The sequence below is a fragment of the Streptomyces sp. NPDC060031 genome, assembly GCF_042736805.1.
Lineage (GTDB): Bacteria > Actinomycetota > Actinomycetes > Streptomycetales > Streptomycetaceae > Streptomyces.
Map to the genome: position 1 here is coordinate 137,208 of NZ_JBHWVM010000004.1, position 7,213 is coordinate 144,420.

The 7,213-nt window shown below is 72.6% G+C and carries 7 protein-coding genes; all 7 read right to left on the minus strand.

Annotation, left to right across the window (positions count from 1 at the left end):
• Positions 1 to 56 precede the first annotated feature (56 nt).
• Positions 57 to 782: an alpha/beta fold hydrolase gene (locus tag ACFWB8_RS03070; protein WP_385221622.1), complete on the minus strand. Its 726-nt coding sequence runs from the start codon at positions 780 to 782 to the stop codon at positions 57 to 59.
• Positions 783 to 883: 101 nt separating this feature from the next.
• Positions 884 to 1,198, minus strand: coding sequence for a GNAT family N-acetyltransferase (locus tag ACFWB8_RS03075; RefSeq protein WP_385221625.1), 315 nt, complete (start codon positions 1,196 to 1,198; stop codon positions 884 to 886).
• Between the two features lie 75 nt (positions 1,199 to 1,273).
• On the minus strand, positions 1,274 to 2,011 hold the full coding sequence (locus ACFWB8_RS03080) for a GPR1/FUN34/YaaH family transporter (protein ID WP_385221628.1): 738 nt from the start codon (positions 2,009 to 2,011) through the stop codon (positions 1,274 to 1,276).
• A 16-nt stretch (positions 2,012 to 2,027) separates the two neighbouring features.
• Positions 2,028 to 3,914: an amidohydrolase gene (locus ACFWB8_RS03085; RefSeq protein WP_385221630.1), complete on the minus strand. Its 1,887-nt coding sequence runs from the start codon at positions 3,912 to 3,914 to the stop codon at positions 2,028 to 2,030.
• Positions 3,911 to 4,864, minus strand: a complete 954-nt coding sequence (locus tag ACFWB8_RS03090) for an alpha/beta hydrolase (RefSeq protein ID WP_385221632.1) — start codon at positions 4,862 to 4,864, stop codon at positions 3,911 to 3,913. Before ACFWB8_RS03090 ends, ACFWB8_RS03085 begins: the two co-directional genes overlap by 4 nt.
• Positions 4,865 to 4,911: 47 nt before the next feature.
• Entirely contained in the window at positions 4,912 to 5,757 is an 846-nt protein-coding gene (locus ACFWB8_RS03095; protein WP_385221635.1) for an alpha/beta fold hydrolase, read from the minus strand.
• Between the two features lie 79 nt (positions 5,758 to 5,836).
• The coding region (locus ACFWB8_RS03100; protein WP_385221638.1) for a dihydrolipoyl dehydrogenase family protein at positions 5,837 to 7,213 on the minus strand (1,377 nt) is incomplete at its 5' end.

Below are 7,213 nucleotides of genomic sequence, written 5' to 3' on the forward strand. Positions count from 1 at the left end.
AGAAGCTACCAGCGCTCGAACATTATCGACTAATCGTTCGATCCTGAACGATCGGGTCAGTGGGCGGTGGACCGGGCCGCGTCCTGGATCAGCTCCGCCACGGCCTTGGGCTGGGCCAGCATGACCAGGTGGGAGGAGTCGACCTCGACGGTGGTCATGCCGGCGCGCTCGTACCCGTAACGCTCCACATCGGGGTTGATCGTGCGGTCGGAAGAGGCGACCAGGCCCCACGAGGGCTTGGTCTTCCACGCCGCGACAGGCGCCACCTCCGAGAAGGCACGTGCGGCCAGGGGGCGCTGGGAGACGGCGAGCACCGCGGCGAGGTCAGGGTCGACGTCCGCCGCGAAGAGGGCGGGGAACTTCTCGATCTCCACCGAGACGTCGGTGCCGGTCTCGGTGGAGCCGGCCACCGGGAACGGGGTGTAGACGAGCGCGTCGGCGAGACCGGAGTCGGGGAAGCGGCCCTGCAACTCGCCCAGGCTCTCGCCCTCCTCCAGCGCGTATCCCGCGAGGTACACCAGTGCGCGGACGTTGTCCTCCGTGCCGGCGAGGGTGATGACGGCACCGCCGTAGGAGTGCCCGACCAGGATCACGGGGCCTTCGACGGCGCGGATCACCGAGGCGATGTACGCGGCGTCGTCGACGAGGCTGCGGTTGGGCACGGCCGGGGCCACCACTTCCAGCCCGGCGGCGGCCAGTTCGGGGATGACGCGGGCGAAGCTGGAGGCGTCGGCGAAGGCGCCGTGGACCAGGACGACGGTGGGGCGGGCGTGTCGGGGCATGGGGGAACTCCTCGGTGCGTGACTGGGGATGGGGATGGGGCTGGGGCTGGGGCTGGGAATGCGGGAGACGGGAGGCGGATGTGTGGTGTTCGTGTGGTGCTTCACAGGCCGAAGCGGGCGCGGCTCGCCTCGGGCACCAGGTCGGTGTACTCGGGGTGCTTGCCGATCCAGCCCCGGATGAAGGGGCAGTACGGCAGGACGCGCAGCCCTCGGGCCCGGGCGTCGTCGAGGACCGCGCGGGCGAGCAGCCCGCCCAGGCTCCGGCCGGCGAACCGGCTGTCGATCTCGGTGTGGATGAAGTCGATCTCGCCCTCCGAGAGGTGGTACTCGGCGAAGCCGGCGGTCTCGGTGCCGTCGTCGCCGGCGAGGATCTCGTACCGGGACTTCTCGGGCCGGTCCGTCACCTGCGGTTCCATGGGTGCTCCTGTGCGGTCGTCGTGTGACGGGGTGGGTGGTGGGTGCGGTGGGTGCGGTGGGTGCGGTGGGTGCGGTCAGAGCGTGCGGCGTACGCCTGCCTGGCGTTCCAGGTTGCGGAGTTGGACGGACAGGTCGCCTTCCACGGCGAGGTGGGCGGGGCCGCTGCGGCCGATGGGCAGGACCTGCTCGCTGCGCATGTCCTCGAGCATCAGGGCGAACGCCGTGTACATCGCGACGAGCGCCACCACGAGGCCGAGCGCGCCGGACGTGCGCGTCAGCCATTCGGCGCCGGTGATGCCCGCGAGGCCGGTGGCCGCCCAGCGGGGCAGGGAGACCGCGAGGACGAGCCACAGCGCGCGCTTGGGCCGGGTCACGGCGGCCATCAGGGCCCCGAAGCAGAGCAGCGCCAGGTTGAACACGCCGAGGACCTGAAGGCCGTCGGCCGCGCCGCTGAGCATGATGAGCGAGTAGGGCAGCCAGCTGCCGGCGAACACCGCCATCAGCGTCGCCGCGATCACGTCACGGGCGCCGAAGGCCAGGACGCTCACCAGAAGTTGCAGGGCGAAGGCCGGCAGTACGGTGAAGGCGACGGCGCTGCGGGCCGTCTCGTCGAAGATCCCGAGCTGCAGGCAGCCTGTCATCACGGAGGCGATGGCTATCGTGAAGAAGCCGAGTGGCATGGGTGAGGCGATGGGGCGCAGGTTGATCCGTGTCATCGACCGGAGGTCCGGCTCGAAACGGCGTCCCGGGGGAACGTCCGGCAGGGTTGCCGGCGTGTCGCCGCCGTCGGCGACGGGGGAGGCTGCGGACATCGGGTGGATCTCTCTTTCAGTGATCGAAGCAGGGGTCGACGAAGGACGGCGTCGTGTCGGGAACGGAGCCGCGTGCGACGCGCCAGCGGCGGTGCTTCTCGGACTCGGCGACGGCCTCGGCCACGGCCGATGCCTGGCGGGCACCGCTCTGGTACCCGCCGAAGTGGGCCACCGGGCTCCACTCGGGAGTCACCGGCGGGATGGCCTCGTCGAGCCCCTCGTACTCGGCGGTCGCGTAGACGATCCGGCCGCCGACGACAGTGAGGACGGACTCGATGTCGGGAATGACGTCCTCGGGCACGGTGAGGAAGTCGTCGGAGAGGATCGCGAGGTCGCCGTAAGTCCCCTCTCGCAGGGTTCCCTTGACGTCCTGCTCGCCGGTGAGCTGCGCGCCGCCCCGGGTGTAGAGGCCGAGGGCCGTCTCCCGGTCGATCAGGTTCCCGGCCGGGCAAAGGGCCGTGCCGCCGACGGTGCGCCCGGTGACCAGCCAGTGGAGGGCGACCCACGGGTTGTACGAGGAGACGCGGGTGGCGTCGGTTCCGGCGGCGACGGTCAGGCCTCGGTCGAGCATGGCCCGCACCGGCGGGGTGTGGGCGGCGGCCTCGGCGCCGTAGCGATCGAGGAACGCGGCGCCCTGGAAGGACATCCGGTTCTGGACCGAGACGGCGCCGCCGAGGGCGGCGATCCGGTCGAGGCTGTCGGCCGAGACCGTCTCCGCGTGGTCGAAGAGCCAGCGGTTGCCTCCGGGGAAGAGTCCTTCGGCCGCGAGCTTCTCGAAGACGGCCAGGTCGCGGCGGATCGTCTCGTCGTAGGTCGCGTGGAGCCGGAAGCCCCAGCCGTTCTCCAGGAGAAGCCGGACGGCGCTCTCGAATTCGGTCTCGTACCCTGCGGCAAGCTCGGGCCGGGGCTCGGAGAAGTTCTCGAAGTCGGCGGCGGCCCAGGTCAGGTTCTCTCCCGCGCCGTTGAGGCGGAGCCACTCGTCCCCGTCCCCGGGCTTGACCATCTCGGTCCAGCGCTTCAGGTCGGCGAGCTCCTGCCCGGCCGTCTGCGGGAAGAGGTGGTAGGCGATCCGGAGGGTCAGCTCCCCCGACCTGGCGAGGTCGACGACCGTCGCGTAGTTGTCGGGGAAGTTCTGGAACCCGCCGGCGGCGTCGACCGCGGACGTCAGTCCGAAGCGGTTCAGCTCGCGCAGGAAGTGGCGCGTCGACGTCCGCTTGTCGGCCTCGTCGAGGGCCGGCGCCTTGGCCAGGGTCGAGTACAGGATGAGGGCGCTCGGCGCCGCGAGGAGCACGCCATTGGGTTCGCCGTCCCGGCCGCGGACGATCTGCCCGCCGCGGGGATCCGGGGTGTCGCGGGTGAATCCGGCGGCCTGCACCGCGGCCCGGTTCATCAGCGCCGACTGGTACAGGTGCAGGACGAAGACCGGGGTGTCGGGGGCGGCGGCGTTCAGCTCCGCGACGGTCGGCATCCTGCGCTCGGCGAACTGCTCGGCGGTCCAGCCGCCCACCACCCGGATCCACTGCCCCTTCGGGGTGCGGCCGGCCTGCTCGCGCAGCATCGCGAGGGCGTGTCGGAGGCTTCGTACGCCGTCCCAGCGCAGCTCCAGGACGTAGTTCAGGCCGCCCCTGATGACATGCAGGTGCGAGTCGTTGAGGCCGGGGATCACCCGGCGGCCGAGGGCGTCGACGACCTTCGTTCCCGGCCCGACGAGGTGGGCGAGGTCGTGGTCGTCGCCGAGGGCCGCGACCCGGCCGTCCCGGAGGGCGACGGCACGGGCCTCGGGGCGGTCGGGGTCACCGGTGAACACCTTGGCGTTGCGGACGAGGAGGTCGGCGTGCTCGTGTTCCCGACGCGGGGCGGGGACGAGGCCCGCCACCGGCATGCTCGTCGACGGCCCGGTCATGCGAGGGCCTTGCGCAGGGTGTCGGTGGCGAGACCGATGGCGAGTTCCGCGGCCTGCGTCTCGCGCAGCGCGTTCAGCATCACGAAGTCGTGGATGACGCCCTGGACGCGCAGGGCGGTGACGGGGACGCCGGCGGCACGGAGCTTCGCCGCGTACGCCTCGCCCTCGTCGCGCAGGACGTCGGCCTCGGCGGTGATGACCAGGGCCGGCGGCAGGCCGCTGAGCTGCTCGGTGGAGGCGCGCAGCGGGGAGGCGGTGATCTGGGCCCGCTCGGCCTCGGCGGTCGTGTACTGGTCCCAGAACCACTTCATGGCGTCGCGGCGCAGGAAGTAGCCCTCGCCGAACTGGTGGTACGAGTCGGTGTCGAAGCTCGCGTCCGTGACCGGGTAGAAGAGGACCTGCTGGACGAGCGTGACGTCGCCGCGCTGCTTGGCCATGAGGGTGAGGGCGGCGCTCATGTTGCCGCCCACAGAGTCGCCCGCGACGGCGATCCGCGTGCCGTCGAGGTCCTTGTGGTGGCCCTCGCGGGCGACCCACTGGGCGACGCCGTAGTTCTGCTCGATCGCGACGGGGTAGCGCGCCTCGGGCGAGAGGTCGTACTCGGGGAACACCACGGCCGCCCGGGTGCCGACGGCGAGTTCGCGGACGAGCCGGTCGTGGGTGTGGGCGTTGCCGAAGACCCAGCCAGCGCCGTGGATGTAGAGGATGACGGGAAGCGGGCCGGTGGCGCCGCGGGGGCGGACGATCCGGGCGCGGACGTCGCCGGTCGGGCCGCCGTGGACGGTGATCCACTCCTCGTCAACCTCGGGCAGGGGGACGCCCTCACCGCTCTGGACGCCGTCCACGGCCTTACGGCCTTCGGCGACGGGGATCTGGTAGAGGTACGGCGGCTGGGCGGTGGCGTCGGCGAAGGCCTGGGCGGCGGGTTCGAGGATCGGACGGTTCTTCATGAGGGTTTCTCCTTCTGGGGATGTGCGAGAGGGCGCAGGCCGGGGGCTCAGCGGGTCGCCCGTACGGCGTCGAGGATCACGTCGGCGACCACGGCCGGACGGGAGACGGCCACGGCGTGCGACGCGTCCACTTCGGTGATGTGCGAGCCGGCGCGCCGGGCCATCCACCGTTCGGCGGCCGGCGGGATGTTCTTGTCGGCGGTGACGATCAGCGCCCAGGAAGGGATCGTCTTCCAGGCCGCTTCCCCGGCCTTCTCCTCCAGCGCGGCGGTGGCGACCGGGCGCTGGGTCGCGGCCATGACAGCTGCGTCGGCGGCGGGGACGTCGGCGGCGAACTGCCGGTGGAACTTGGCCCGTTCGATGACGAGTTCGGTGCCGGTGCCACCGCCGGGCAGCGGGTACGACCGCGGGTTCACGGCGTCGCCGAGGGTGGAGCCGGGGAACTTGGCGGCGAGCTCGGCCGCGCTCTCGCCCTTGTCCGGGGTGAACGCGGCGATGTAGACGAGGGCCTTCACACGGATGTCGCCCAGCGCGACGCCACTGATGACGGCGCCGCCGTAGGAGTGGCCGACCAGGACGACGGGTCCCTCGACGGCGGCCAGCACGCTGCGCAGGTAGGCGGTGTCCGCGGCGAGACCGCGCAGCGGGTTGGCGGGGGCCAGGACGGGGTAGCCGGCGCGCTGAAGCCGCCTGATCGTGCCGCTCCAGCTGGAGGCGTCGGCGAACGCCCCGTGGACCAGGACGATCGTGGGCTTGGGACCGTGCCGGTCGGCGCCGGCGGCGCCGGCGGCCGGGACGCTCGCGGGTGCGGCGGGTGTGGCGGGTGCGGCGCCCAGCAGGGAGGCCACCGTGGCCGGCAGGGCGAAAGCGAGGGTGCGCCTCTTGGGATGCATGGGGGTTTCCTTGTCGGGTGGTGAAGCATTCGGGTGCGCTCGGGCGGGCGGGGGTGCCTCGGTCGGGCGGGACCTCACCTCAGAGGCCGTACGCCTCCAGGAGCCGTAGCCAGATCTCGCTGACCGTCGGGAAGGCGGGGACGGCGTGCCACAGGCGTTCGAGCGGGACTTCTCCCACGATGGCGACCGTTGCCGTGTGGATGAGTTCGGTCGCCATCGGGCCGGTGAGCGTGCAGCCGACGATGACTCCTCGGGTCTCGTCGACGACGAGCTTGGCGAGGCCGCGGTAGCCGTCCGCGTGGAGCGCGGCACCGGCGACGTCGTCGATGCGGTACTCGACCACGCGTACCGCGAGACCCGCTTCGCGTGCCGCGCGTTCCGTGAGACCGACGCTCGCGACCTCGGGACGGGTGAAGACGGCCTGCGGGACGGCGACGTGGTCGGCTTCCGCGCTCCACGGCTGCCGGCCTCCGGTGACGGCCGGGCGCCCCGCAGCTCGCTCGGCGATCGCCGCCGCGCAGGCGCGGGCCTGGTACTTGGCCATGTGGGTCAGCGGCGCACGGTGGTTCACGTCGCCGACGGCATAGAGCCAGTCGCCCTCGACTGCCATGACGCGACAGGTGTCGTCGACCGGGAGCCAGTCGCCTGCCGCCAGTCCGACGGAGTCCAGGCCGAGGTCCGCGGTCCGCGGGCGCCTGCCGACTGCGGCCAGGACCTCGTCGCAGACGAGGGCGGTGCCGTCGTCGGTGTCCACGGTCACCGCGCGGGTGTCCTCGTCACGGGCGACCCGGACGGCCGACACCCCGAAGCGGATCGTGACGCCCAGATCGCTCAGGCCCCGGGCGACCTCTTCGCCGGCGCACGGCTCCCAGCCGGTCAGCAGGGCCTGGTCGCGGACCAGCAGGGTGACGGAGGAGCCGAGGGAGCGCCACCCGGTGGCCATCTCGCAAGCCACCACTCCCCCGCCGATGACGACGAGCCGCTCGGGCACCGCGTCGGCCGTGGTGGCCTGCCGGCTGGTCCACACACCGATCCGGTCGAGCCACTCGACTGGCGGAAGGGCGGGTTCCGTGCCGGTGCACACCACGACCGCGCGCCGGGCCCGCAGGGTACGGACCGTGCCGTCGGCCCCCGTCACCTCCACCCGGCGCTCACCGGCGAGCCGTCCGTGCCCCCGTACGAGCGCGATGCCCGCACCGTCGAGCCAGTCGGCCTGGCCGGTGTCGTCGCCCCGCCCGGTGAAACGGTCACGGCGGGCCAGGACGCGCGCCGGGTCGAGTGCCGCCGTGACCGTCTGCCGGGCCCCGTCGACCGAGCGGGCCTCCGCTCGGGCGGCGCCGGGTCGCAGCAGGGCCTTGCTCGGCACGCAGGCACGGTAGGAGCACTCGCCGCCGACCGCCTCGGCCTCGACGACGACGGCGGTCAGCCCCGACCCGACGGTCCGGCCGGCGACGAC

Bases quoted from the DNA above. Each gene is read 5' to 3' on its own strand.
- ACFWB8_RS03070 (WP_385221622.1), bottom strand. From the start codon at position 782: ATGCCCCGACACGCCCGCCCCACCGTCGTCCTGGTCCACGGCGCCTTC.
- ACFWB8_RS03075 (WP_385221625.1), bottom strand. From the start codon at position 1,198: ATGGAACCGCAGGTGACGGACCGGCCCGAGAAGTCCCGGTACGAGATC.
- ACFWB8_RS03080 (WP_385221628.1), bottom strand. From the start codon at position 2,011: ATGTCCGCAGCCTCCCCCGTCGCCGACGGCGGCGACACGCCGGCAACC.
- ACFWB8_RS03085 (WP_385221630.1), bottom strand. From the start codon at position 3,914: ATGACCGGGCCGTCGACGAGCATGCCGGTGGCGGGCCTCGTCCCCGCC.
- ACFWB8_RS03090 (WP_385221632.1), bottom strand. From the start codon at position 4,864: ATGAAGAACCGTCCGATCCTCGAACCCGCCGCCCAGGCCTTCGCCGAC.
- ACFWB8_RS03095 (WP_385221635.1), bottom strand. From the start codon at position 5,757: ATGCATCCCAAGAGGCGCACCCTCGCTTTCGCCCTGCCGGCCACGGTG.